The 24,510-nt window shown below is 45.1% G+C and carries 20 protein-coding genes; 6 read left to right on the top strand and 14 right to left on the bottom strand.

Annotated features, from left to right (window positions below):
* Window positions 1–58 precede the first annotated feature (58 nt).
* The 5 genes from AC2VDX_RS04215 to AC2VDX_RS04195 form a co-directional block, all read right to left on the bottom strand.
* The gene (locus AC2VDX_RS04215) at window positions 59–3,112 is read right to left on the bottom strand and encodes a CHAT domain-containing protein (protein WP_378176173.1); all 3,054 of its coding nucleotides are present in this window, start codon (window positions 3,110–3,112) and stop codon (window positions 59–61) included.
* Window positions 3,113–3,206: 94 nt separating this feature from the next.
* Window positions 3,207–6,830, bottom strand: coding sequence for a phosphoenolpyruvate synthase (gene ppsA, locus AC2VDX_RS04210; RefSeq protein ID WP_378176170.1), 3,624 nt, complete (start codon window positions 6,828–6,830; stop codon window positions 3,207–3,209).
* A gap of 680 nt (window positions 6,831–7,510) precedes the next feature.
* Window positions 7,511–8,473, bottom strand: coding sequence for a DUF2382 domain-containing protein (locus AC2VDX_RS04205; protein ID WP_378176167.1), 963 nt, complete (start codon window positions 8,471–8,473; stop codon window positions 7,511–7,513).
* A 379-nt stretch (window positions 8,474–8,852) separates the two neighbouring features.
* Entirely contained in the window at window positions 8,853–9,062 is a 210-nt protein-coding gene (locus AC2VDX_RS04200; protein ID WP_378176164.1) for an acetyltransferase, read from the bottom strand.
* Between the two features lie 150 nt (window positions 9,063–9,212).
* The gene (locus AC2VDX_RS04195) at window positions 9,213–10,133 is read right to left on the bottom strand and encodes a DUF2382 domain-containing protein (RefSeq protein ID WP_378176161.1); all 921 of its coding nucleotides are present in this window, start codon (window positions 10,131–10,133) and stop codon (window positions 9,213–9,215) included.
* Window positions 10,134–10,477: 344 nt separating this feature from the next.
* Between AC2VDX_RS04195 and AC2VDX_RS04190 the strand changes: the two genes are divergently transcribed.
* From AC2VDX_RS04190 to AC2VDX_RS04180, 3 genes are all read left to right on the top strand, one after another.
* Window positions 10,478–11,131 carry a bifunctional 4-hydroxy-2-oxoglutarate aldolase/2-dehydro-3-deoxy-phosphogluconate aldolase gene (locus tag AC2VDX_RS04190; protein WP_378176158.1) on the top strand — a complete coding sequence of 218 codons (654 nt, stop codon included), beginning with the start codon at window positions 10,478–10,480 and terminating at the stop codon, window positions 11,129–11,131.
* Between the two features lie 104 nt (window positions 11,132–11,235).
* Complete coding sequence (locus AC2VDX_RS04185; protein WP_378176155.1) at window positions 11,236–11,748, top strand: L,D-transpeptidase; 513 nt, start codon at window positions 11,236–11,238, stop codon at window positions 11,746–11,748.
* 349 nt (window positions 11,749–12,097) lie between these two features.
* Window positions 12,098–12,580 (top strand): L,D-transpeptidase, encoded by a 483-nt coding sequence (locus AC2VDX_RS04180; RefSeq protein ID WP_378176363.1) that lies wholly within the window; start codon window positions 12,098–12,100, stop codon window positions 12,578–12,580.
* A gap of 168 nt (window positions 12,581–12,748) precedes the next feature.
* Here the strand turns inward: AC2VDX_RS04180 and AC2VDX_RS04175 are convergent, their stop codons facing one another.
* On the bottom strand, window positions 12,749–14,344 hold the full coding sequence (locus tag AC2VDX_RS04175) for an Hsp70 family protein (RefSeq protein WP_378176152.1): 1,596 nt from the start codon (window positions 14,342–14,344) through the stop codon (window positions 12,749–12,751).
* Between the two features lie 344 nt (window positions 14,345–14,688).
* Between AC2VDX_RS04175 and AC2VDX_RS04170 the strand changes: the two genes are divergently transcribed.
* Both AC2VDX_RS04170 and AC2VDX_RS04165 read left to right on the top strand, forming a co-directional pair.
* Window positions 14,689–14,916, top strand: a complete 228-nt coding sequence (locus tag AC2VDX_RS04170; protein WP_378176149.1) for a hypothetical protein — start codon at window positions 14,689–14,691, stop codon at window positions 14,914–14,916.
* Window positions 14,917–15,063: 147 nt separating this feature from the next.
* Window positions 15,064–16,047 carry a hypothetical protein gene (locus AC2VDX_RS04165; RefSeq protein WP_378176146.1) on the top strand — a complete coding sequence of 328 codons (984 nt, stop codon included), beginning with the start codon at window positions 15,064–15,066 and terminating at the stop codon, window positions 16,045–16,047.
* A gap of 390 nt (window positions 16,048–16,437) precedes the next feature.
* Here AC2VDX_RS04165 and AC2VDX_RS04160 read toward each other — a convergent pair whose 3' ends face one another.
* Complete coding sequence (locus AC2VDX_RS04160) at window positions 16,438–17,004, bottom strand: hypothetical protein (protein WP_486928102.1); 567 nt, start codon at window positions 17,002–17,004, stop codon at window positions 16,438–16,440.
* Here AC2VDX_RS04160 and AC2VDX_RS04155 point away from each other — a divergent pair.
* Window positions 16,987–18,012 (top strand): 1-acyl-sn-glycerol-3-phosphate acyltransferase, encoded by a 1,026-nt coding sequence (locus AC2VDX_RS04155; RefSeq protein ID WP_378176360.1) that lies wholly within the window; start codon window positions 16,987–16,989, stop codon window positions 18,010–18,012. The genes AC2VDX_RS04160 and AC2VDX_RS04155 overlap by 18 nt on opposite strands.
* An 18-nt stretch (window positions 18,013–18,030) precedes the next feature.
* On the opposite strand, the gene AC2VDX_RS04150 is transcribed toward AC2VDX_RS04155, so the two are convergent.
* From AC2VDX_RS04150 to dxs, 7 genes are all read right to left on the bottom strand, one after another.
* Window positions 18,031–18,585 (bottom strand): rhodanese-like domain-containing protein, encoded by a 555-nt coding sequence (locus AC2VDX_RS04150; protein ID WP_378176139.1) that lies wholly within the window; start codon window positions 18,583–18,585, stop codon window positions 18,031–18,033.
* A gap of 106 nt (window positions 18,586–18,691) precedes the next feature.
* Window positions 18,692–19,492, bottom strand: coding sequence for a sterol desaturase family protein (locus AC2VDX_RS04145; protein ID WP_378176136.1), 801 nt, complete (start codon window positions 19,490–19,492; stop codon window positions 18,692–18,694).
* Between the two features lie 61 nt (window positions 19,493–19,553).
* Window positions 19,554–19,856, bottom strand: a complete 303-nt coding sequence (locus tag AC2VDX_RS04140; protein WP_378176133.1) for a hypothetical protein — start codon at window positions 19,854–19,856, stop codon at window positions 19,554–19,556.
* 73 nt (window positions 19,857–19,929) lie between these two features.
* Complete coding sequence (locus tag AC2VDX_RS04135) at window positions 19,930–20,478, bottom strand: type IV pilin-like G/H family protein (RefSeq protein ID WP_378176130.1); 549 nt, start codon at window positions 20,476–20,478, stop codon at window positions 19,930–19,932.
* 176 nt (window positions 20,479–20,654) lie between these two features.
* Complete coding sequence (locus AC2VDX_RS04130; protein WP_378176127.1) at window positions 20,655–21,290, bottom strand: type IV pilin-like G/H family protein; 636 nt, start codon at window positions 21,288–21,290, stop codon at window positions 20,655–20,657.
* 42 nt (window positions 21,291–21,332) lie between these two features.
* Complete coding sequence (gene mtnA, locus AC2VDX_RS04125; protein WP_378176124.1) at window positions 21,333–22,391, bottom strand: S-methyl-5-thioribose-1-phosphate isomerase; 1,059 nt, start codon at window positions 22,389–22,391, stop codon at window positions 21,333–21,335.
* Window positions 22,392–22,600: 209 nt separating this feature from the next.
* Entirely contained in the window at window positions 22,601–24,508 is a 1,908-nt protein-coding gene (gene dxs, locus AC2VDX_RS04120; protein ID WP_378176121.1) for a 1-deoxy-D-xylulose-5-phosphate synthase, read from the bottom strand.
* Window positions 24,509–24,510 lie beyond the last annotated feature (2 nt).

The raw sequence follows: 24,510 nt of genomic DNA, 5'->3' as shown, positions 1-24,510 counted from the left end.
CAATATAACGTCTGCGTTCTTTTGGGGGTAGTTGGTCAAAGATTTGATCGATTTGGGGTTAGAGGCGTTCCAATTCGGCTTCAAGCTTCTCTGATGTCAGATTCCGCAGCCATTGCTGTGCCTCGCTGAAAGCAGTAATAGTTGACGGAGTTTCCAGGTTTTCATGGAACCGGATCAGTAACAAAGTGCTGGCGAGTTGATCCACTTTCCAGAGGGTGCTGACCATACTGGGGCTACCTGCCAACAAGAAGCCGAAAGGTAAACCAATATATTCATCGGTGGTGCTAGATTCTGTCAATCCAGTTTCGCAGGCGGAGAGGGTGACAAGGCGGCATTGACTGAGGTTGAGAGCTAAAATTTCCAGCAGTGTCAAACGTTCCTTATTTGCCAAGATGAGGGCTGATTCTAGAGGCGAGTCAGGGTTAAACTCACCGTGACAGCCGAAATGGACGCAGTTAGTAAGGCTGAGTTGTTGGTTTTGAATTGCTTTTTTGTTAGCATCATCTTTCGCCAAAGAATGCTCAGACTTGAATCGGTGACGGATGTTTGCGGCTTGAAGCTCAAGTAAGTAGCGGTCTTTGGTGGGATTGGCAATGGCGAACAGGTGAGAAAATTCAGGACGATCGCGTTTTTGGGCAAGTTGTAGGAGTTGGCAACTGGGGGCATAACGCACGCCATTGGGGAAGCAGTCTAGAAGACGATATCCATCTGGAGGGCGATCGCCTAGTTCGCTGTTTTCGGGTATGAGTCGGCGCGATCGCACTACAGCATCCCCAACTGGCAAAGCATGGAGAGGAAACAGGTGCAACCAACGATGAGGTATTAAAATTAATTGGGTGATGTGTGGTGGAATCAGTTCAATAATCTCATCGATATGCAGTATTTTTGACAGTTCTGCTAGTTGAGTGTTCAATTCACTACGCCATTGCTCTTTTTTCTTTGTGTAGCTATGCCGATAGTTATTTGCCCATCTTTCTAGTTCTTTTCTGCCTGTGTCGGATGAATAGCAAACAATGGGCTGTGGGTGGTTGCGAGTGATGATGAAGGTACGGAAGAATGGATCGCTGATGTACCACTCTACAATTGCCGTGTAGTCATCTAACAGATCTTGGATTTCAGAAAATTGGATAGGTTTAACCTTTTGAGTAATGCTGAACTCTGGATCGTAGAGTTTTATTTGCTCTAAAATTTCAGCTAACTGTTGCTGTAATGTGTTGAGGTAGCTTTGAGTTGGATTTAGCTCTGTTGACAAACTGGTAAAGAGTTGATTTCTTGCTTGAATATCATTAGTTATAACTTGCTCACTAGCCAAATTTCCAATTTCTTCAGAGTTCTCTTGTGGCTGCATCGCTAGCATTTGGCGGCGTAAGCGATCGAGTTCAATCAAAATTTCTGATGGGACTTCTCCTTGTGGGTAAACATCTCGATTTACCAAAAGTTCGACTAAGTTCCGAGCTTTGCTGCGCTCAGCGTATTCTACTGCTTTCTCTGGTTGACCAATCAACAGACAGGCAGCGATGATTAGCTCATAAATTTTAATCGCATTTTCTAATATTTCTTGCTTGCTTTTTTGGTAGACTGCCCAAGCTTGGCTCTGTTCTACACCTTGAATCGCATAGTCTAACCCCTGAATAGCTGTTGCCCAGTCTCCTATCTCAAAAGCTGCCAAACCGAGGCTTCGCCCAGTTTGGAGGCAATTTATGGGAAAAGTAGCAGGTGTGTAGATTTCTAGGGCTAACTGGAAACTCTCCATCGCCTTAGTAATCTCTTCCATTTCAAAATAAACATTACCTATATTGTGTTGAATCTGCGCCCATTCTTTCTGGAAAGGGTCACGAGTGTATACCTGCAAAGCAGCCTTGAAACAATCGATAGCCTTTTCTAAATTATCTCCTCGTTCTTCCCTGCTAAGACTACAATAGGCAGCACCCAAATTATGTTGGAGCTTAGCCCATTGGTAGGGATAAGTTTGATAAGTGGCTACCTCCAAAGCATCTGAGAGACATTTGATTGCTGCTTTTGAATGAGCTACCCGTGGCTCCCCGGTGTGCCTCGCATAAGCACCACCCAAAGCGATTTGGATATCTGTCCATTGTTGGGGAAAGTCTTGGCGGGTAAATACTCCCAAGGCATTTGAGTGATAGTTGATCCCTATTTCCAAGTTCTTTGTTTGCTCCCCCCGGATACGATAAAAGTAGGCACTACCCAGATTTGCTTGAGTTCTAGCCCACTCGAAGGGCAAGGCTTCGCGGCTATTTACCTGCAAAGCAGCTACAAAACAGCCAATTGCGGTTTCTAAATTCTTCGCCCGCTCTCCAAGAATGCGATGACTGTAGGCAATATCCATATTATTTTGGATATTTGCCCATTCCTTTGCGAAACCTTCCCGATTGAATACCTGCAAAGCGTTTGAGAAACAGCCAATGGCAATTTCTAAATTCTCCGCCCGTTCTCCTCGACTACGCTCGCAATAGGCATCACCCAAACCGTTCTGGATCATTGCCCACATTTCAGGGATTACTTGGGGAGTGAAGACTGTCGCAGCTACCTCATAACCTGCAATGGCAATTTCTAAATTGTTAGCCTGGTTCTCCAAAGGGAACTGCTTAATCATAGCCGTGAAAAGGAGAATATTGCCTGCCAAGCTTTGCGCTTCCTTTAGCTCTGCTTTCGGTAGGGTAGCTGTCGCTCTAGTTCGCAACAGTTCAGCAAAGTTATCATCAAGTAATTTTAGGTTATCTTGGAGCAGCGAGTACAAAGCTTGCGGGTTGTCTTCGCTCTCAGAGGCTAACTGCAATGCCTGGAAAAGGAAAATAAGTTGGGAGTCGCGAGTTGTAGGTGGCGAAAAAGTAGAAGTTGATAATGATATTCCCAAGGAAGCAGCCATTTGACGGGCAATTTTAATTAAAAAATCAGCAACTTGACGACAGAGAAGTTTCACCTCTGGAGACTCACTCCTTTGCGCCCACTCTTCTGCCACTTCTACCATCGTCTGCACTAAGCCTTCATCAAGCAAGTGTGAGTTGGCGATCAAAATCTCCTGTCCCTGACTGGAGTTGCTAAGTAAGTCTCTGATGAGTTGGTGATAAGCTTTGATGCGTTCTTGGGTCATAGGGCTATGTAGCTATCGCAGGATAGGTTATTATGACGCTTATCCATAAAAGAGGGTGGACATTGCCCACCCTACTACTTACTGGTAGATTAGATTACGATTTAATGCCCTCGGCTTCAGCCACAATGAGGAGTGTCTTTAGCACGGTGTCGGGATTGAGGCTGATTGAATCGATACCTTGCTCAACCAAGAAACGGGCGAATTCAGGGTAATCGCTGGGGGCTTGACCGCAGATACCAATTTTGCGACCATTCCTTTTAGCAGCTGCAATAGCCATCTGGATCATCCGTTTCACGGCTTCGTTACGTTCATCAAATAAATGAGAAACCAAAGCCGAATCCCGGTCTAATCCCAAGGTTAGCTGAGTTAGGTCATTAGAACCGATCGAGAACCCATCAAATACCTCGCTAAACTCATCAGCCAAAATAACATTACTGGGTAACTCGCACATTACGTAAACTTCTAACCCATTTTTGCCCTGTTCCAGACCATTTTCTGCCATTTCAGCTAACACCTTGCGTCCTTCGGCAGGGGTGCGGCAGAAAGGCCCCATCAGGATAACATTGGTCAACCCCATCACGTCCCGCACCTTTTTCATTGCGTGACATTCCAAAGCAAATGCGTCCCTGTATTTCTCATCATAATAACGAGACGCCCCGCGCCAACCAAGCATCGGGTTTTCTTCTTTGGGTTCAAATTGCCGACCGCCCAAAAGATTGGCATATTCATTACTTTTGAAATCGCTCATCCGCACTATCACTGGTTTGGGATAAAATGCCGCAGCAATTCTCGCTACCCCTTGGGCTAATTTATCCACAAAGTACTGCGGTTTCTCTTCATAAAGTGCGGTCATTTGGGCAATCTTTACTTGTGCAGATTCATCTTGCAGCTTGTCGAAGTGAATCAAGGCTAAAGGATGCACTTTGATGTGATTGGCAATAATAAATTCTAACCGCGCTAAACCAACACCATCGCAGGGAAGATGGGAAAGACCAAACGCTTCTTCTGGATTCCCCACATTCATCATTATTTTGGTGCGGGTGCGAGGTAAATTTTCTAGCGCTACTTCTTTGACATCAAAAGGTAGCAACCCAGAATAAACTCGTCCTTCTTCACCTTCCGCACAAGAAACTGTTACTTCTTGACCTGTTTTCAAGATATCAGTAGCATCGCCAGATCCGACAATTGCGGGAATACCCATTTCGCGAGCAATAATTGCGGCATGACAGTTACAAACAATAACAGGCGTGTATTTGCGAGTGAATACGACATAATTATGATGTTCCGCAACGGTAATATTGAAGACATCACCATAACTTTCTTCACCAGTTGACACGACTCGCAGCATCCGGATATCTCCCGCCAAGAGTTCGTCAAACTTGCCAGACGGTCGAATTTCTCGCTCTGAGATGAGTAAATTATTATCTTTTCTCATCTTAATTTGCCCTAAAGCATCTTCGCCAAAGAGTTGGTTAGTGGCAAAGAAGCGTGTTTGGATTGTTCTTGGGGCAACATTTCCTTTGACTCGTTTGGTATGAAGGAAGATTTCGTTCAGCTTCTCTACGATTTGGACATTATAAATGTTTCGGTTTCTTGTTACTTGGGGAACGGTATTTATCTTCAAACAAGCGACAATAATGGCTTGCAGCAGAAGCTCTTCACTGACGTAGATATTGATGCGATTGTTGAAGTAACTCCCATCCCCGTCGATGACTCCCGCTAGGAACTGATAGCAGACTTCGGGACTGCTGTTGAGCAGGGTACTAACGATGTTTTGCTCTCGCTGATGTAATTCGTATGCGATCGCTTTAGAGTAGAGTCTGTAAGCGGTTGCTTGTCCTACAACCTGTTGTCCCCGAATATAACCGACAGATTCTTTTTTGGGGGAAGGGGTAAAAGACTTACCATAAAGAGTGCTGATACTCTCATTCATGGCAGCGATAAATGCTTGTTTTTCCGGGATATCTTTCTGAATGAATTGTACTTCCCCATGAGTGCGGCTTCGGTAAATAGAACCGTCTGTAAGCAGTCCGCCTAATAGGTAAGCCGTGTTTTGTTGTTCTTTGGTGCTGTGATTCAATTCTGGAATGTGTTGGCTGATGACAACCATTTCCTTTTGAGCTAGCATTTCTTGGATTTCAGTTTTGACATATTGACCCCCACGGATGTTGATCATTTTATGATCGGGAGTGAGGCGAAGGGTGTTGTCAGTAACTTTTCCTGTCTGAGACACACTGATATCAATCATTTTTGAGCGCCTTTTCATCGAGTCAATAATAGGTTTCCACTCGATTTTGTGTGTCTGGGTGTTTAAGGCGAGGGTTAATAATCCTTCATAACCTTGCTCGTGAATTTGTTGCAAGGTCATGAAGCCTTTGTTGGTTAAAATTCTAGTGTCGCCGTCAAAGCAGGTGCGCCCCCCTTTATTCGTAATAATGGCGCTAGCTTTTTTCATGATCGGTTCCCAGTCGGGGTCAGTTTTATCAGTTACTAAAACTTCCCCGGCTTGGAACAAATCAATTTTGTTAGCATTGAGAATTACCCTGGCTTTGCCCTGCCCGATCGCCTCTCCAACGCTACGCCCTGTTAGCAAAGGCACCTGCTGCGCCCCTACTAGATGATAGCTACGCAGGACTGTTTTACTCTTTTGAGATTGCACCGTTTCTGGACGAGCTTGTACAATGAAAAGTTCATTGGTAACGCCATCTTTTGCCCACTCAATATCCATCGGCATATCCTTGCCGTGGACATCACTGTAGTGATTTTCAATCAAACAAGCCCACTTAGCGAGTTGCAAAATTTCGTCATCGTTGAGGGCAAATTTCTGTTGATCGCTTAAGGGAACTCGCTCATTTTTAGTAATTTTGCAGCCCCCAACATCACACACTAATTTGAATTCTTTGCTGCCCAGCCGTTTGTCAATAATCGGGCGGAATCCATCTTTTAAAGTGGGCTTGAAAACTAGATATTCATCGGGGTTGACTGCCCCTTGAACCACATTTTCCCCTAACCCATAGGCGGCTGTAATTAAGGCGGCATTTTTAAAGCCAGTTTCGGTGTCAATCGAGAACATAACACCAGAGGAGGCTAAATCCGAACGCACCATTTTTTGCACGCCGACGGAGAGCGCAACATCAAAATGGTCGAAGTTCTTGATGTGGCGGTAAGAAATCGCACGGTCGGTAAATAGGGAGGCAAAGCATCGATGACAAGCTGCCAAAACTCCGGGAACGGTTTGAACGTTTAGGAAGGTTTCTTGTTGACCGGCAAAACTAGCATCGGGCAAATCTTCAGCGGTGGCAGAGGAGCGAACGGCTACATCCATGTCTGAGCCATAAAGCTTGCACATCTGTTGGTAAGCTGCGGTAATTGCTGTCCGTAGTTCCTCAGGGAAAGGCGTATGCATTAGCAATGCTCGTGCCTTTTTCCCCCGTTCCCGCAGGTTTTTGAGGTCTTCAACATCCAAGTCAGAAAATAGCGATCGCAGCTTGTCTTCTAATCCCGCTGACTGAATGAAATAGCGGTAAGCATACGCCGTTGTAGCAAACCCGTTGGGAACATTGACTCCCTGGCGCGTTAGCTGCTGAATCATTTCCCCTAAGGAAGCATTTTTGCCGCCTACCAAAGGGACATCGATAATCCCAACTTCATCGAACCAGAGAATTAGCGATCGCTCTTTGGATAAGTGCAATGACCTTTCTGTCGCCGCTGTAACCATAGCTTTTTCTCCTTTTGTAGCTTTAGTCTAGCGATGGCGAGGCTAAGAATGGGTAAATTAGATCACTTCTTCATTAATTTTGTAATTTCTTTGGGATCGCTGCAAAGTCAGCCGGTTTTGGTTATAATTTCCAGAGATTAAAGCTGCCAATTGGCAAAGAGGCGATCGGTAACTGGTCGGGATAAACCCTAAAGAATTCAGGGTAAATACTTAGGGATCGAGGTTAAAGGTAAACAGAGTTTGTGTACTTCACCCTTTTCTTTTCAGGCTTTTTTGCAGTTTTATTAACCTATTCTCCGTTTCCAGCCAAGTCCTGGTAGGCTGGAATTGCGCTCATTATTCCTTGCCAAGCTACAAGCAAAACGATAAAAGCCTCTATATCTTCTTGCACGCACAACAAAATAGCAGACCCAATGAAAAAATTACCCCAACTTTGTGAAGTTCGGGGGGGCAAGGGAGGAGCTGTTGTAGAGCAATAAAAAAGGGTAGGTCATCAGTTTGGGGAGCATCCCAATGAATTGCGCCCACACCCTGATGAAGGGTGTGGGCGTGTATTTGCAATTCACGGGATGCTCCCATCAGTTTGTGATAGGAAATTGAGAAGTGACCAGTTCCCTATCACCCAAGTAACACGTTTCTACTCTTTAGACACTTGTATGAAACTTTATATCCCAACCGCCTTACTTTCCATTTGGCGATTGCTTGATTGAACAGCGATCGAACCATTCTTGGTAAGTTGCCTGATGCTCTGCATCTTCTAGAATGATTTCCACTCGCACTTTGGCGCACCCATGATGACGCTGATGAGCGATCGCATCTAAAATTCGACTTGCTGTTCTTGGTGAATCAAATTCACCTCTGACTGTTGGCTGAGTGTCAATTGTAGATTTAGTGTCGAAACTAGCCGTTTCAATCAGCTCAAGACCAGGAATTTCTCCTTGTCCTAAATCAATTTCTGCAAGTTTTTTGTGTTCGGGGCTGACTTGTTCAACAATTAGAATCTCTCGGCGGACTGGCACCTCTACCATGCGGGTTTCGATTTCTTTGCGAACGATCACTTCGCCGACTTTATGTTTGCTACTGTCAATGATTAATCGCTCTTCTAGCAACCGAAAGATTTCTTCCTCGACAACTTCTGACTCTGTACTAAAAGTATTAGAAGCATCTTCTGGCATACTATCTCGCTCCAATTCTTCGGGGTGACTATTTAATTCATCTGGCGTTGGTATGACGGAGGCAGTCGAGGCATCTGTTACTTCCCGTGCAGTTGTCCTTGACATTTGTGTAGTTTCTAAAAGCTCCACATCCGTCGTTTGTTCTGATAGTACATATTCAGGCAAATACTGGGTTTCCGCTTTGCTAACGTCTACAAAAAGCGTTTTCCTGGGCGAGTCAACCTGCTGAATATGCTTGCTTCTGATGAGAAATAGAGGGGCATTTTTAGTCAACCCATCTTGAGATATAACTAGGTTTAGCTGACGCTCTGGATCGAGATTTACATCCTTCACATTTCCTAACAGCAAGTTCTCCCGATCTCTGACTGCAAAATCTTTTAGTTTATTCTGCAATTTATTTAGCAAGACATTAATCCGGATATCGTTTCGCCTTGCTCCTTGCCCTTGTGCCAACGTTTGATTGTTCATTTTACAAACTTCCTAAATGATCTTGAAGCAATCGTCTTTACTTCCATTTATGAACGGGTGTTTATAAAGATAAAAAGCCAGCCCCGATCCCAGTTTGAATTTTAGATTTGGGATTTAGCATGGGGAAAGGGAATCGCCGCCGGGAGCATATCCGTTTTGCAAGCAACAAATCTTCAGATGGGTTGAGCGACTAAGCGTTACCCAACCAAATAGACCAGAATGTTGGCGCGGACAACAACCCAACCTATCAAGATACAAAGGTAATATGGTTCCCTCTGTGTCAGTGTTTCAAAATTTACATTCCTTTCCCCAAACTCAAAGAGTATCTAGGAAGAATTGACTAATAAACACCCGATATGCTTAAGCGTTTTATTGAAAATTAGGTGGTTGTATAATTTTCATCCATCCAACAGCGAGGTAGGCTTTCTCCAGAAGGAAAAATTAAGTCTTTCTTATCAAAAGAAGCTTCCTCCTGTTCCTCTTGTCCTGCTTGATCTCGTCCTGAAATAGCATCCTTATTAGGATTGAACAGCTCCTCAATATTGAGGATTTCTATCAAATCGCCAGTTTGTTTGTTTTTGAGAAACATGAGGACTTTCTAAATAGATGATCGAGTGCAAGGCAGTGGTAGTGCAAAGCTACCTCTAAAGGCGCAGGCAGAGCTAATAATTTGCCCTGCCTGCCTGCACGGTTTTTATTCGCTCAAATCAGCTGATTTAACCGCTCGTTGGAGGGCTTCTTAAATCCGGTCAGAAGGTAAGTTAGTAGGGCGATCGCTCATGGGTTGACCGTCCGTATTCACATCCAACTCTTCCCGACGAATCGTTTCTTCCGCGTCAACCGTTTCGCGGTCTACGACTTTTTTCACTCTGACTTCTTCACGCACAAAAGCTTCCTTGTGGATGTCAGGAGTTTCTTCGTAGATTTCCATGCGGGCAACTTCCCCTTCTTGGAAATTAGCTTGACCAGGAGCAACGGCTGTTCCCGCGTCTGCTGGAGTGACTCGCTCAATCACCACTCGCTCTTTTTCAACTGGCACTGAAACTCGTGCAGTTTCGGTTTCAATGCGCTTACCAACCGCTACTTCCCCGGTTTTAACGCGAGTTTTGTTAGCAATCAACCGCTCTTGGTACAGTTTGAGAGTTTGATGATCCCGATCGTTCAGTCCGTACAAAGCTGGCTCTTGCTGATAGTTGTAGGTACCCCGATCGTAAGCGTCATTGTTAGGCATAGCCGCTGCGTAGGAGGTATCAACAGGTGCTGCATCAACGGTAGCAGAGCTAACAGACGCTCCAGTAGAAGGAGTGCGATAAACGCCTCTTACCCGTTCTTCATAATCGTAGTCAGTCGTCGTAGCCTCGTTGAACTCTGGTAAAGCTTCTGCTTGCTCTCTGGTCATCCCAATGGCATAGACCCGATCGGTGTCGTAATCGATTCGAGAACGACCAATTGGTAGTAGAACTTTTTTGCCGAAAATCCAAAATCCTAGGTCAACAACTAAATACCGAAAATGACCTTCTTCATCAACCAGAACATCGCTAACAGTTCCAATTTTATCTTCGGTACTACTTTCTGAATAGACCCCCATTCCATGAAGGTCATCTCCTTCAAAAGTCTCGCTGTAGTTTGGATCGAAGTCAGTGAGTTTTAAAAGAGGCATGATTCTATTCCCTCAACATTATCCTATATTTGCCATCTTATGAATTTCTTTAGTTATCTCCATCTCCCTAGCGACTGAATTAACTCGCGTTAAGTAACTCATGCAAAAATTAAATCAAATAAAAATTTAAACTTGGGTTATTGAGGATGTAGCTTGGTGGTTGAGCTTGAGTTTTCTTGGCAGTAACTGATAGCAACAAATATTAAGGAATATTAATTAACAGAAAGTTAAGATAAACAAATGCGTATTTTTAAGGGGTGAAAAGTCATTAAGGGTTAAATAGGAAATATTTAATATTATCTAATAAGTTCAAAAATTAATCTGCCTAACGGTAGAAAATCAGAATGTATAATCAGTCGTGGTTCAAGCAGGTGCAAAAGCACCGTGCGATCGCAGTCATTCGCGCACCACAGATAAAGCTGGGTCGCCAAATGGCTCATGCGGTTGCGTCTGGGGGAATGCAGTTGATTGAAATTACCTGGAATAGCGACTCGCCAGCAGAATTGATTGCTGATTTGCGTTCAGAATTACCCGCGTGTACGATTGGCACGGGCACTGTATTAAATCGGGAACAGCTTAAAGACGCGATCGCCGCAGGTGCCCAGTTCGTCTTTACTCCCCACGTTGACCCAATCTTGATTCAGACAGCAATGGATAGCGGCGTGCCGATGGTGCCAGGGGCGCTGTCTCCGACGGAAATTGTCACTGCGTGGCAAGCAGGTGCCAGTTGTGTCAAAGTGTTCCCCGTCCAAGCGGTAGGCGGTGCCAGCTACATCAAAAGTTTGCAAGGACCATTGGGACAGATTCCCTTAATTCCGAGTGGCGGTGTCACGGTGGAAAATGCCAAAGAATTTCTAGCAGCCGGAGCGATCGCTGTCGGACTTTCCGGCAGTTTATTTCCCCAAAACTGGGAAGCCATTGCGTCACACTCTGGATGGGATGCGATCGCCAAACGCGCTCAAACTCTGATGCAATTGGTAAATGACTCCACAAGCTGAGTTACGATTGAGCTAATAAAAAACCGACATTAGTTGCTCCTAGCAGCTACCAAGAGCTTTTCGCTGAATTTCTCTAACCGATCCACCGAGTGAGATGATTGGCCATGAAAAGCATCATTTCTTCTACTTTGCTGCGTCGCCCAGTTGCATTATTTGCCGGGGCAGTGGTGGCGCTTACGGCTTTAGATGCTGCTTTAGCACCCGCTCTGGCTCAAACAAAGCAGCAGATCGTCGCTGCAAAAATGCAGGAGTTGCAACAATCTGAGCAACGCTGGATTCAGATTGACCTGTCTAAGCAACGACTGGTTGCCTGGGAAGGTGGAAAACCCGTCTATGCAGTTGTTGTTTCCACAGGCAAAGGTTCAACTCCCACTCGCACTGGCACTTTTGCCATTAAATCCAAACATCGGTACGCCCGGATGCGTGGGGCTGATTATGATGTTCCGAATGTTCCTTACACGATGTATTACTACGGTGGTTATGCCATTCACGGTGCTTATTGGCATCGCCGATTTGGGACTCCCGTTAGCCACGGTTGCATTAATGTAGCCGTTAATCATTCTAAATGGGTATTTAACTGGGCTGCGGTAGGGACGCCGGTGGTAGTTCATAAGTGAGAAAAAAAAGGAAAACATAGTTTCTTTCGCCCTGAAACGTTTTTATTATGTAAAAATCGGGCAGCAATTGCAAAAATCTGCCTAAAGATAGTTTTAGCTAAATATCAGATAGGGAAACCTAACCTTAGCTACTTTCATAGACTCGAAAGTGAGGTGTGTCATTAAAAGCCAAATTTGCTTTGCTTGGTTACGTCGTTCTGGAACCTTCTGGGCAAGTATCGCCCTAATCTTTGCGACTTTGTTTTCTTGGTCAACACCGGCGCTGTCAGCATCAAAGTCAGTAAGGGCAAGGGAGACATCGCAACAGCTCAACCAATCTACTAGACGATCCGCGCGATCGCGCAGAGCCATGAGGAAGCGCATCCGGGTTCGGAGAACAGCCGCCAGCAATAAGGTTCGCCTTCGCAGAAGAGTCGCCAGCAACAAGGTTCGCCTTCGCAGAAGAGTCGCCAGCAACAGTATTCGCGCTCGGCGATCGCAGCGACGCTGGATTGAAGTTAACCTCTCAAAGCAACGGTTAATTGCCTGGGAAGGTGGAAGACGGGTTTATTCTGTCCCCATCTCCAGTGGTAAGCGCTCCACCCCGACTCGCGTCGGTACTTTCACCATTCAATCAAAGCACCGCTCGACCCGGATGCGAGGCAGGGGCTACAACGTTGCCAATGTGCCCTACACGATGTACTACTCCGGCGGCTATGCCATTCATGGAGCATACTGGCATAACCGCTTTGGCACCCCAGTCAGCCACGGCTGCGTCAATATGCCGGTCGGTCAAGCCCGCAAGTTGTACAGCTTCGCCTCACCGGGCACAAAAGTGGTTGTACGTCGCTAAGGGGGAATGGGTAATATCAAATCCATCTATTTACCCATTATAAAAGAACCCCACCCCCACCCCTCCCCGCTTGCAGGGAGGGGAGCCGGAGGCGATCGCTCTGGGGGTGGGGTTCTTCTTAATTGCCGGTAATCAACCGGATTTGATATAAGGACTGATGACTTAAACCTAGCTCAGCTCAACGACAGGCTGATTGTCCAATAGTGTTTGATTGGTCAGCAGGTCTTCAACGGTGATTCGCAGGAAGCGATCTCGATCGACGCGAAACATAAGTTTAATGCGATCGCTTCCTGGATACCCCGGTGGTGTCAACTTGGCAATGGTACGGGCACCCTCGCGGTCGTTGAGGGGCTGTACCGATGTCTGGTCGCTGCCCAGACGACGGGTGATTAAGCGATCGCCATCGAAATACACTTCTGTGCTGCCGGTTTCAGCGCCTAACTCTCCGATAATTAATTCGATGCTGGGTTGGTTTTCCACCGAAGCACCCAGAACTAATTCCACAGGTTGGCTCATCGGGTAAGCTTGCCCTGAGTTAATTAGCTTATGCCAGTTGTGGCGGGTATTCCGGCGATCCCAGTAGCGGATGCCGTAGCTATGGTAGAGAAAATCTTGCAGTTCGACGCCTTGACTCAGCTGGAGGGCACCTTGCGCGATCGCTTCAAAGGGGCGATCGCAACGAATTTTGCTCTTGTCAAAGTATTGCTGCACCCACGTCTGTACGGCGGGGATTTGTACAGTACCGCCCACTAATAAAACAGCATCAATATCTGACACTTCGATGCCTTGCCGACGCGCTTGCTGCAACACTTGAGTCATCGATTCATCTAAGCGAACAAAAAATTGGTGTTCTTTGAGGATGGCTTCAAAGCGATCGCGATTTAGTTCTAGTTCGTAACTCTCAAAAGTTTCATCATTAAAATAAACCTCATTCGCCTCTGTTTGCACAGATAACTGAATCTTTAACCGTTCTGCCAATCGTGTCGTCAAAGGTGTCGGCTTCAATTCTTGAGTTTTGGCAAAATAATCAACAACCCAGTTGTCCAGATCGGAACCGCCTAAATTTTGTCCAGCTTTCGCTAATACCCTGGCCGTTTTTGCCTTCTGTCCTGACTTTTCAGCTAGCTGTTTTTTTCCCCATTTGAGAATAAAACCAAGTGGCTTCTGAGTTTCTGTCATATCCAGCCGCACCAGGGAAAGATCCAGCGTCCCGCCGCCAAAATCTACCACCAGCACCACACCCCCATCTTTCATTCCATAGCCCAAGGCAGCCGCTGTGGGTTCATCCAACATCCGCACTTGTTCCACCGGAAGAGATTGGCATACCTGCCCCAGCCACTTGCGGTAGGCTTCAAAACTGTCTACTGGCACCGTTAATACCAGAGACTGTCCTACATCGGGGGTAACGGCATGGAGTTTCTCAATCAGCTGGTTGAGGAACCATTGCCCGACTTGCTCAAAAGTAACGAACTGCCCATCCAGTTCTGGGAGAAATCCTTGAATATCAGCACCAATTCCTCGTTTAAAGCTGCGGAAAAAGCGGGCATCGGTGGTGAGATCGAGACCGCGATCGCGTACAGCTTGCCCCACCACTACCGTCGAGAGTGCAGCATCCTCAACATAGAGCAAACTGGGAATCAGGGGGGGATTCTGCCCAGCGATGACCGATAACCCAGGTAGGCTCACGGTTTCTGGTTGCTGGAGGGCTGGATTCCAGCGAGCGATAACCGTATTGCTAGTTCCAAAATCAATTGCGATCGCCATTCAGCTTCACACCGACAAACCGGCATCACGTCCTCAAGGATTTTATCAACGAATATCCCTGTTTCCCTTCAAACTCAGTTTTCCCGCTTTTTTTGTCTGACTTGAAGGCTGCTAAACCTCTATGCTGTCGAGCTTATCGCTTTTTTAGTAGTTTAATATACATTTTCCTTGCCTTTTGTTGATTTCTCTGGTACTTTGGCAACTCCCTCTTTGGACGCATGGCAAGTAAATGAAACATTTTTTAACATGGAAGTGTCAATGGAAATGTCAGGAGTTATTAAAAGTCCTCAAGCCTTTTAATTGCTAAATAACGATTAAGTCTCCTCAGAAAAAAGGCTAAAAAAATGAATAACCAGCAACCAACAGAAGCTGCTAAGTTCTTGGCAAACTTCAAAATCGGTCTATGGTTCTTCGGTATTTCCTTTTGGCTATTTGGGATTACCGATAGAAGTATCGCTTCATTTTCAGATGGATATCTTTCTGCCACAGACATCGCGCAACTAGCTACGGCGACGTTTTTCTTTGTGAGCTGGCTCCTTTTAAAGCCAACCTCAAGGCAAAAGCAGGTTTAAGACAGGTGGCACTCGGAGGGTTTTTCTAGGGGCATCAAGTCGCCAGCAAAAGACGAGCGATCGCATCTAGCACAGGCGGCGAAGCACCATTGGTAGTGCAGAGTCAAGCATGAATCAGTAGAAAAAATTTCAATCTTTTGAATTATTATGTCTAGCAATATTCTTCAAAAAAATGACTTTAAAGTCATAAACAATCAGTACCTAGAAATTTCTCTTTTTATCACCAACTTCAAGAATGGAATTTGGGTATTTGGGATTCCATCTTGGCTATTCGGAATCACCGATAGAACAGTTGCATCCTTTGCTGATGGCTATTTATCAGCGATAGAAGTTATACACTTATTTACAGCTTCTTTCTTCTTTCTAAGTTGGCTGTATTTAAAGCCAGATCAAAGCTTAACGAGCGATACTTTAGGCATAATCCAAAACTACCGAGCCGATGCAAATTCTTACCAGTATGAAGGATATCTATCAATTCAAGCCAGAATGCTTGAATTGCAAGAGCAGCACATGATAGGGCAGGAATATATTTTACCTTTTCCCTATCTCTGCCAAATCTATCATTTATTGAATTTAAAACATTTGGAAAGCATTCACAACTTTAGCCTGAATAACTTAAAAATTATTAATGTGAGTTATTTCCAGCCTACAGCCATCGGTGGAATGGTGAAATTCCAAACCGTTTTAAATTCTCCAATCAATCCTTTAAGAATTTGGAGACAACCTATCGTTGAAGTGGACTTAACATTGCATAGTCCCTATACGGTTGAACTCAGCATTCCGGTTTACAATGGCAAAAGGATCGTTGTAATCTTCAATGCCATTCCGCTCAGTAACACCGAACATAAATTCTTGGTAGACATTTACAGTGACTTGGAGTGGCCCAGACCTTTATTGCAAATTATCTTGCATTTTGCCTCTTGTTTGACACTGTTTGAAGATTTGCCCTACCTACAGAAACTAGCCCAAAGAAATATACAGCGGTTAGTTAGCTTAAATAGGGTTTCAAATCATGAAACAATGTGGCTTTTTCAAAGATTCGTAGACCTATACGGTTCAAGTATAGAATCCTCCGAACCCAAAGCAATTAAAGCGATTGAGGAGTCGCAGGGGGCTACCAGTTTTAAGTAGGACAGTGGAGGAACCTCGCCCCCAACCTCTCTTCGACTTCAGGAGGGCAGGATGGTTTCATTGAGGTGGAGAAAAACCCACGGTAAGATCAAATACAGGACTTACGCAAATATCACCACATAGTAAGGGCAACCACAGGGGGATTGAACCCGAAAAAACGCTATATGTATAAGCTTTGCGTAAGTCCTGAAATACACGCTTGACTTGATTAGCCAGTATTCTCAGCCCAGTTGGAATGGTGGGAGAGATCGCAAAACCATTTAAAATAGCCCAATGGACAGGCGCATTGCCGCCAGGACAGGCGACGTGTTCCGAAAACGCTTATATCTTTCGGCACTTTCAAAAAAGTTAGTATTATCGTAGAAATCGGTCATTGCGTTGTGTCCCTACTTAGAAAACAGAGAAGTAGAGATAACCGAGCCAGTAAATCAAGTTAACGGCTATGAGTAGTGCTTTGCCGATGTAGGAGTGAACCATCCCGAAGACGTAAACTGTCGCTACCAGCACCAGCAACCGCTCAACGAAAGAAACAATCGTGCCGTATTTGTTAGTATCCCAATAGGAGATAGGGCTGATAAAACGATAATCGCTGAAGGGTAAAAAATGCCTGTGCGCGTCATCGCTGTGGACGGGTAAGTCTCCGAGGGAATGTAGCATCATGCTCAGAAAGACGATTTCAATGGGTTTCCACCCGTAGTAGTGAGCGATCGCTACCCCAATTAAAGCGAGTGGAATTGAATGAAATAGGTGGATAATATTTTGCCAAAAAGGTTGGTAGTAAGCGGTTGACCAGATTTGGCGTTTCGGTAGGTGTTGAATATATTTCGCCACAAGGTAGAAAACAAAAATTGGAATATCGGGTAATATAGCGCCGAACACGATTAGGAGATTAAAGTGCGATTGTTGCGGTTTGGCGAGAAGGGCGAGATTGAGGATGGCATGGCTGGGCGTATTCACGATTATTGCTGGAATTGGTTTGATTGGTTTTGTCTTTGGTATCCTCCAGGCTGGCTGATTTTATTCAACCGCCACTGGCAACACTATCACGCCGATCCCGATGGTTGGAATTGGCTGGAGTATGGATTGTTTCTAATTCCTGGGGGATTTTATCTGGCGTTGCTGATTCGCTGGATACGTCTCGGTTTTCGTTCCCCCCACCAGGGAGAAGGGCAGTTCGATCCAAATTATCAGCAAGCTTTCCGAGATGAAGTGCTAGCTCCAATTGTGAAATATTATTTCCAGGGAGAACTACAACAACTCGAAAATTTACCTCAAACCGGGCCATTGATTGTATCAATGAACCATGCGGGAATGTCTTTTCCTTGGGATATTTTGGGATTAGGAACTCTCTTAAGTCAGACACGGGAATGGATTGTGCAACCGCTGGCGGGTGTTTCTTTGTTTGAACATCCCTGGGTGATTTGGTGGCTACCTCCGGGATGGTCGCAAGTTTTGGGTGGTGTTAGGGCAGAAGCTGATGAATTTGAAGCGGCGGTGGCTCAAAAAACAATCTTACTATACGCCCCGGAGGGCATACGCGGGCCGGGGAAAGGTTGGAGAAAACGTTATCAGTTAGACACTTTTCATCCAAGTTTTATCCAGTTAAGCGATCGCTATCGCATTCCCATTCTGCCAGTTGCTTGCATCGGCAATGAATCTTTGCATCCTTGGGCAATCAATCTCAAAAAATTTGCAAGAGCCATCTACTTGCCTTTCTTGCCTCTATCTTTTTTGATGTTCGCCTTTATTCTCTTCCCATCAATGGGTGTTTGGGCGATGCGAAGTCGGCTGCGTTATTTTATTCAGCCTCTCTATCAAACTTGGTCAACAGAAGCTGTTGAAGACGAGCAACTTCCCGAACCAAAAACTTCGGCGCGGCAAGAGCGAACCACTGCTTACCGACACGCACAACTATTACAAGAAAAGCTGCAAAGTCAAATTAACCAACTCTTGAGCAAAAAGTAATCTGGGTTTGATTTGCATTCAATCAGTTTTTGCAGGAAGTTGGTCAAAATTCAACTTCTTAGCCTGTAAAATAATTGGAGATAATACCGCTTTGTCTTGTCCCGCAGGCACGGCTTTCCGCCATGCAGTGATGCCGCCAGATAAGACTGCCATCTTTAACCCCGTCCCCTCTAACATCCAGTAGGCTTTAGTTGAACGCGCTCCTTTGGTGCAATATAACACTACCGTTGGTTCGGGTTGATTGGGTTGAACGCTCTTTTTCACCAATGCCTTAACGCGCTCAACTCCTATCCCTGTTTCAATCTGAGTCAGGGGTACCAGTGGAGTTTGGGCAATATGATCTTTAGCGTACTCTTCTGGCGATCGCACATCAATTAGGAACACTGGCTTTAGTTTTCCTTGCTGCAACTGTGCTACCGTCACTTTGTTTGCATATTTGCCAGTCGCGATCGCTTGGATGTCGATGTCTGCGATCGCGATCGCGGCACCTAAAGCACCTACACTGAAAGCGACAATCCCTAAAATTACAGGTAAAGGGCGTAAACGACTGGTTATTTTAGTCATTATTTGCATAAAACTTTCCGATGAGTGGCATCTCGATCTCACTACCATAGCAACCGTAATACTGAGATGTCATTATTCACAATTAGAAATAAAAACTTTAAAATATCAAATTTTTTTATATACTCTCTATTTTTTTAGCATGATTCATAAACTTTTTTCGTTTAAAAAACGGGTAGAGTATTTGTCCAAGATACCCAGAAGGCACAGGCTCAGATATACCATACTTCTCCGGCATTTTACCCGCAGGCATATAAAGGGTGCCGAATACTAAATCTAAAATTGGAAGCTGAGCCGCAAAGTTTTTGTCATATAACTTTCGATCGGCAGTATGATGCCAATGATGAAATTCTGGTGTAGCAATTATCCACCTGAGCCATCCAAATCCAATCTTGATATTGGCATGGATAAAGAAGGCTTCAAAAGCACCAAAAAGAAAAAATACAGTGAATGTTTCTTTAGTGAAGCCTAATATGTATAGAGGGACTATCTGAAAAATTTTTGTAAATATTTGGTCAATGGGATGCAGACGCACCGCAGCCAACCAGTCCATATTTTCTACGCTATGGTGAATCGCATGGAATTTCCACAGCCAAGGAATCTTGTGAGTGAGTTTATGAGCAATGTAATATCCAGTATCAGCGATTAAAAGTGCTTCTATAAACTGCAACCATACAGGTTGAGAGGCAACTTTTGTTTGTAATTCTGAATTGATTAAGCTTCTGAGAAGATGCCCTATTAATATTCCACTAATTGCTATTCCTGCCGTTCTGCCAACAAAGTAACCGATAAAATAATGGATGGCATCTGTTCCCCATCCTTTACGAAATATCTTCTGTTTGTGTAAAAAGAATATTTTTTCTATAGGGACTAATATAAACAGCAGTAACAAAAAGCCTTTGACAACATCAGGAAGCATAACTTTTAAGCATTATTGATCAATTATGGTGGGCAATCTCCACCATACGCCTTTTTTGGATTTAGCGAGGCTGGGTAGTGTCTTCTGATTGCATTTTTCCACCACAAAAATCCATAGAAACTGTATTAATAGCGTAAAATACGCCGACAGTTAATAAGGCTCCCAGACCCATAACACCCAGTATCCTAATCCCTAAAAAAACTAATAAATTATTCAGTTTTTTAGGAAAAATATTTGCTTTTAATTGATTGCTTAAATCTGGATTTATTGTGACATTTTCCAGTTTTTTGTTAGAGGGAGTTGGTGAATTAAATTGGGATAGTGTTGTTACTAATTTTTGTTCTTTTTTCTTCTTAAGTTGCATGATTGCCTCCGGTAAATTGCTTGATTTGTAAAATTGCTGTTTCAGGCGATCGCTATATTTTTTAGGTGTGGTACTAGGGTAGCGGATGAGTATTAGAACCGCAAGTCAGGACACCCTTTTGGTAAGTTGGATCGGCGGGAGGTTTGCTACTAGGGGTATCTGTCTCGCATAATATTGCTAACGTTGCCTTGTGATTTTTAGCTGCCTTCTTGTCTACATTAGATGTAGGTACTATGAAGACAGCCCCAACATAGCTCTTCAGCGGTTTTGAGGCAGTTTTTTGAGCGATCGCGTAGTTAAATACTGTTGTTTTTGTTGCCCGAAGAGAATATTCATAATTGATTGTTCTAGTTGGAATACCTTGATCCAGTTTCGGAAGAGAAGCAACAAAAGTACCATTTTCTAAATAGTAAGCTTGTTGTCCTCTGTTTATAGAGCTGATATATTGTTTTCCTTCCGATTGTTTGGCTTTATTGGCACAACCCAAAAAATTAGGCAAAGCCATAGCTGCCAAAACACCAACAATTATCATAATAACCAAAATTTCAATGAAGGCAAAACCTTCATTTTTGTTTTTGTTAAATAAATATTGTAACCACTTAGCTCGGAGGTAGATGCTCATCTTCAGTCTTTTTCAGTAAATAAAGCCGATATAGTATTTTGTGCTTGGCGTGCGTGCAAAGTACAAAATGCTTTAAGAAGTATTCACTGGCAAGATGAGAAATTCCTGAAAAGTTTAGATTTTGGATTGCTTAGATGCCAATTCAAAATCTAAACTTTCTTCCGAGTTATCTATCATTAAGGCGAGTAACGGTAGATTTCTGTGGTGTTAGAACCGCAAGCGACTTCGCCATTTTGATAAGCTGGCTCTAGTTTGATTGCACCGGGAGCATTCGCTTGACACAGAATAGTTACTGTTGTCATTTCACGGGTAGCAGCCGCTTTGGATTTTACCTCAGTAGCAGGGACTACAAACACAGCCCCAACGTAACTGTTACGTCCTTTACTTCGGGATATTCCGTAACTAAAGGCAGCCGAAGCAGTGGCACGAGTTGAATATTCGTAGTCATCTCCCTGCTTTTGAAGGCGGATTCCCAACTTATTAAAGTCGTTGGCAAAGGATTTTTTATCAGAAAAATGGGCTTCTTGAGCTAAGTTGATTGCCTCAATATTTTCTTCCACTGCTGATTGCTTGACTGGGCCGCAGTTCAACATGGGAGGAAACCCAAGTGCCAAAGCAATGGGATTACTTACTAATACCAAACCCCCTATCGTTAGTAGACCCGTTGCGAAAAAGAGTATTTTTTTCCGATCTTTGAGGGAAGCTTGCCAATTGTAAAGATGCGATGAATTTGGTTTTGTAGACGCCGCAAATTTACAGATTGGTGCGTTTTCCAAAAGATGTCGTTTGGTTTTGGCTGTAGTTTTTACCAAGGTTCGTTCCTTTTTCTTTTTCAGTTGTATTGTTGCACCCTTCTAAACCATTTGTTTGGTCTGAAACTGTTTTAACTCACTGGGCGCGATCGCGCCATACTCTGTAATAATTGCTGAAATTAATTCAGCGGGAGTGACATCAAACGCTGGGTTGTAAAACTCCACGCCAGCAGGGGTGAGAAGCGTATCGCCAACTTGGTAGATTTCCGAAGCGTGGCGCTCTTCAATCGGAATTTTGTTGCCAGAAGATAACTCAAAATCAATCGTAGAGAGGGGTGCAGCAACGAAGAAAGGAACATTGTGAGCCTTGGCAACCAGTGCCAGACTGTAAGTGCCAATTTTATTAGCAGTGTCACCATTGGCGGCAATTCTGTCAGCACCGACAACGACTGCATCAATTAAACCCTGTTTCATGCAGTGAGCAGCCATGCTATCGGTAATCACCGTAACGGGAATGCCCTCTTGGACGCATTCCCAAGAAGTCAGCTTCGCACCTTGCAAGCGAGGACGAGTTTCATCGGCATAGACTCGCTCCAGACGCCCATCTCGCCACGCAGAACGAACAACGCCCAAGGCAGTGCCATAGCCAGCAGTTGCCAAAGCTCCAGCGTTGCAGTGAGTCAAAATAACCAGTTTATGGGGCTTAGAGGGTAAAGCTTTTAAACCATGATCGCCGATTGCCTGACAAGTTTGCAAGTCTTCTGCATTAATCGTTTTAGCAGTAGTGAGTAGAATAGATTTGATTTGTTCCACGGTGCCGAGAGACTCATAAGCAGTTCTCAACATCCGCGCGATCGCCCAAAACAAATTAACCGCAGTTGGACGAGTTTGCCGCAACATCTCGGCAATTTGCTCCAACTTGGTCAAAAATTCCTCATGCTTGTCTGTCTGAATCTCCCTTGCCCCCAGGTACATCCCGTAGGCAGCAGCAACACCGATAGCCGGTGCCCCCCGGACAATCATCGTTTTAATCGCCTGCGCCATATCCTCGCAGCAGCTGATTTCAACAAACGTGTACTCAGTGGGCAGCCGGTTTTGGTCGATGAGCAAAACGCGGTCTTGGTTCCAAATAACCGGATAAACTTGAGTTTTGGTAGACATATCGGCTGTGAGTTGTTAGTCATCAATATGATAGTTTCTAACAACTTAGCCGATATTTACCCGACAAACTGCTTTTTTACCTTCTGCCTTCTCCCAAAAATACTTAGGGTAATTTTGGATTAACGCAAAAGAACGCCCAAAGCGCAACCGATATCTTTGCGTACCTCTGCGTTAACCTCTGCGTACCTTTGCGTTAAAAAAACCTACCTTTAACCCATAACTGCTGACAGCTGAGGACTAAAAGATTTCCGCACTCGCTCAGCAATTTGAGCCGGTGTCAGACCCAGTTCCGCCATCGACTGTTCTGGCGTAGCATGATCCACCAATACATCAGGCACGCCAATCCGCATGATCGGCACCATCAGATGATTATCCAGCAAGCTTTCTGCCACAGCCGAACCAAAGCCGCCAATGACGCAGCCTTCTTCCAGCGTCACCACCCGACCAATTTGCTGAGCCAGAGGCAAAATTAACTCAGTATCCAGCGGCTTAGCAAAACGAGCATTGACGACAGTCGCTTCAATTCCATGTTCGCTCAAAATCTCCGCTGCCTGCATGGCGGGATATACCATCGAACCATAACCCAGTATCAAAACATCATCGCCTTGGCGCAAAATTTCTGCTTTGCCGATGGGTAGTTCTTCCCAGCCTTCTTCCATCAGGGGCACCCCGTAGCCATTGCCGCGAGGATAGCGCATAGCAATCGGGCCATCGGTGTAGTTAACCCCAGTCACGATCATCTGCTGCAATTCAGCTTCATCTTTGGGTGCCATCAACACCATGTTCGGGAGACAGCGCAGATAGGCGATATCGTACATCCCTTGGTGCGTCGGACCGTCAGCACCGACAATTCCGGCGCGGTCAAGACAGAAGAAGACGGGTAATTTTTGAATGCAGACATCGTGAACGATTTGGTCGTAGCCGCGTTGCAGAAAAGTCGAGTAAATCGCGGCAACGGGTCGCATCCCTTCACAAGCCAAACCGGCGGCTAAAGTGACAGCGTGTTGTTCGGCAATGCCGACATCAATGTATTGCTTGGGCAGTTTGCTGGCGAGTTTGTCTAAACCCGTGCCAGTCGCCATTGCTGCTGTGATGCCAACAATTTTGGGATTATTCTCGGCAAGTTTAACCAGCGTGTGGGAAAAAACTTTGGAATAAGCGGGAGGCTTGGGTTTGCTGGAGGGAACCGCTTTACCCGTGGCTAGGTTAAAGGGGGATTGCGCGTGGTAGCCGACTTGGTCTTTCTCAGCTATCTCATAGCCTTTCCCTTTCACAGTTGCTACGTGAACCAGGACTGGCCCCTGCATCTTGTGTGCTTGCTTGAAGGTGGCAATCAGTTCCTCTAAATTATGACCATCCACCGGCCCCATATAAGTAAAGCCGAGTTCCTCAAATACCGCCCCTACCTTAGGAACTGCCAGACGCTTCATCCCTTCTTTCACCCTTTCCAGTTCTGGGGTCAGGGATTCACCCACAAAGGGAATATGCTTAAATTGCTCCTCCAGATTATCTGTAATAAACTGCATCGGCGGACTGAGACGCATTTTGTTCAGGTAGCGAGGAATCGCGCCGACGTTGGGAGAAATCGACATTTCGTTATCGTTCAGCACCACCAGCAGGTTCGTTTTGGGCAAGTGTCCGGCATGGTTAATTGCTTCCAACGCCATACCGCCAGTAAGTGCCCCATCGCCAATCACCGCCACTACTTTGAAGTTATCGCCTTTGAGGTCTCGCGCCATCGCCATACCCAAGGCAGATGAAATACTGGTGGAAGCATGACCGGCACCGAAGTGATCGAATTTACTTTCACACCGCTTGAGATAACCGGCGATGCCGTCTTTTTGGCGCAGCGTGTGGAAGCGGTGATACCGCCCCGTGAGCAGCTTGTGCGGATAGGCTTGGTGCCCGACATCCCAGGTCACTTTATCGCGGTCTAAGTCTAGCGTTTGATACAAAGCTAATGTTAGTTCCACGACCCCCAATCCCGGTCCCAAATGACCGCCGCTGGTGGCTACAGTTTGGAGATGCTTTTCCCGAATTTGACGGGCAATTTGCTGAAGTTGACGAATTGATAGACCGTGCAACTGGTTGGGATGAGTAATTTCACTCAAATGCATTC

The organism is Coleofasciculus sp. H7-1, from assembly GCF_057473865.1.
This window is presented reverse-complemented; position numbering and strand designations above follow the sequence as displayed.